Genomic DNA, 2,441 nt, shown 5'->3' with positions numbered 1-2,441 from the left:
GTTGAGTGATGGTCTGCAACCCCCAGACCGGTGGTAAGCCGTGTGGCAAGCCGGATAGCGTCGTCGATCGGGGCCCGACGCCGGGATCCGGGTTTTGCCATGGGTGGTAGTGTATCGGTGGGCGCGTGTTATCGTCAACGGACGGGAAACAGCGGCGGCATGCGATTTTCCCAAACAAGTGAGCGACGAACAGGCCGTCGCGTGTCGCCTTGAGAAATTACTTAAAAACCCTACCTGCTCATCAAGGGCGATGGCGTGCTTTTCTTTTCCCGACGGACTACATCAAGTATATCCAGGTGTACCCGGCGCCGTCGAAATTGCCGGATACCGCGATTCGAGGGGCAACGATTCGGTGACGTCGCGCCCGGCGCCGCCAGTCGCTTCCGCCGCCTTCAGAAAGTGAAGCGCGGTCCCAGATAGATGTATAAGCTGTAATCACCCGTGTCCGCGCGACCGTAAGCGAAATAGAAGGGTCCGATCGGGCTATCCACTCCCAGGAACACACTGCCCGCGGAGATGGTATTGTCGAAGGAAGCATCTTTTCGATCCTGCCACACGTTGCCGATCTCATAGGTGACGCCGAGGTAGGTATTTAATAACGCAATGTCATTGATACGACGGTAGTAGCTCAGTGCGATCAGCCCCGCGTCCTGGCCACTCAGCTGGTTTTCCTGCAATCCGGAGAGCCGCATGAAGCCACCCAGCCGCACCTGCGCTCCCAGGGGCGCGGTGTTGTCCAACGTGCTGAAGCCAAAAATCCTGCCGGTGATGGTATTACGATCCCAGGTAAAGGCATGAAGATAGCTCAATATACCCTGATCGTAATCCGTACTGGCGCCGAACCCATCGCGCGAGACGCGGTACTCGGCCCGGCCGAAATGACCCGCGCGGGGAAAATTGACGTTGTCCAGCTTGTCATCGGATAACCTCAGGTAAACATATCCCAAGTCCACGTTTTTGTCCGGCGCTGGTGCGCCGATGGTGAGTTCGGCCGTGCCGCTTTCTCGATAGAAGCCGAGCCTGCCTTCGCCCCAAGTCCCGAAATTCCGGCCCGCCGCCAGTTCCAGCCTGGTGGTGTCCAACTGGTAGCGGGATAGCCGGTTGCCATCGGCATCGAATTCATCCTCGTTCAATTTTCCGTAGCCGACCTTGCCGGCTACGAAGTAGCGGGACTGCGGATCCAGAGGCTGGTATAGATCCGCGAAAATGGCCGGTTCATCGCCCAGTTGCCCACCCAGGCGCCATTCTCCGTTGAGCGCGTTGATCTCGGTGCGCGTATAAAGAAAACCGAACTTGAATGTGCTATCGCCCTTAAAATTATTGGAAGCGGCGATTCCGGCCTGGAGGTAGCCCGGACCCCAGGATTTCTCCTTGGCGTTGATCACCAGGACGTTCTTGTCGTCTTCACGCACCACCTCGTAGCGTACGGACTCGAATATCTCGAGGCCGTAGATCTGGCCGATGTCCTGCTCCAGTCGTTCCACGTCGAGCGGCTGGCCCGGCTTGACCGAGATGTGCTCGGCGATGACGGCGTCACCGACCCGGGAATGATTGTCGATGCGCACCGAGTCGATCACCGGTGCCTCCTTCCGGGGGCGCGCATGCTGCGCGCGATAGCGCGCATAATCCTGCGGGCTGAGGGAATAGCGTCGCAAGGCGTCGATCGCTTCTCGCGCGCTGCGCTCGCCGATCGGGAAGGTCTCGGGCACGCGTTCAAAGCTGCCACCGCCGATGTCTCCGAGCGGCGGGCGGATAAGGACATCCTTCGGTCCCAGGGTCTTCAGCTGCTCTTCGGAGTTAAGGGTGAACAGGTAGTTGCCGAGCTGCCCGGTGACGTCCAGCGCGCTGGTAATATTCTTCCGGCTGAAGAGTCCGCTGCCCACGTCCACCACGATCAGAACCTCGGCGCCCATGTCGCGCGCCACGTTCACGGGCACGTTGTTGGCGATGCCGCCGTCCACCAGCAGCCGGCCATCGATCTCCACCGGATCGAACGCCGCCGGTACCGCCATGCTGGCGCGGATGGACATGCTGAGGCTGCCTTTAGCCAGCACGACCGCCTTGCCGGTCTCTATGTCGGCAGCCACGGCCCGGTAGGGAATGGGCAGGCGGTTGAAGTCCTTCACATTGACCACGGGCAGGGTGAGCCGGTTGAGCGCCAGGTCGAACTTCTGACCGCGGATATAGGCGAGCGGGAGTTGGACCTTGCCGTCATTGAAGCCCGGCTTGGCCTTGAATGCGTAGATATAGTCGTCGCTCTTGCGCCTGAAAGAACGGTCTGCGCGGCTGGGATAGTCCTGGAACAGGTCATCCCAGTCCATCGCCCGCATTTCCCGATCTATCTCCTCAGCACTCATACCGGATGCATAAAGGCCGCCGACGATGGAACCCATGCTGGTGCCGACGACGTAATCGACGGGAATGCGCAACTCCTCCAATAC

General features: G+C 59.9%; 1 protein-coding gene. It reads right to left on the bottom strand.

Translation table 11 applies throughout. The features are described 5' to 3' along the window. Window positions 1-392: 392 nt before the first annotated feature. Window positions 393-2,441, bottom strand: a 2,049-nt coding sequence (locus WB402_RS00035; RefSeq protein WP_424204554.1) for a patatin-like phospholipase family protein, incomplete at its 5' end; no start/stop codon positions are given.

Origin of the sequence: Sulfuricaulis sp. (genome assembly GCF_049587675.1) — a bacterium.
Lineage (GTDB): Bacteria > Pseudomonadota > Gammaproteobacteria > Acidiferrobacterales > Sulfurifustaceae > Sulfuricaulis.
The sequence above is the reverse complement of the archived record's forward strand: the minus strand, read 5'-3'. Positions and strand labels throughout refer to the sequence as shown.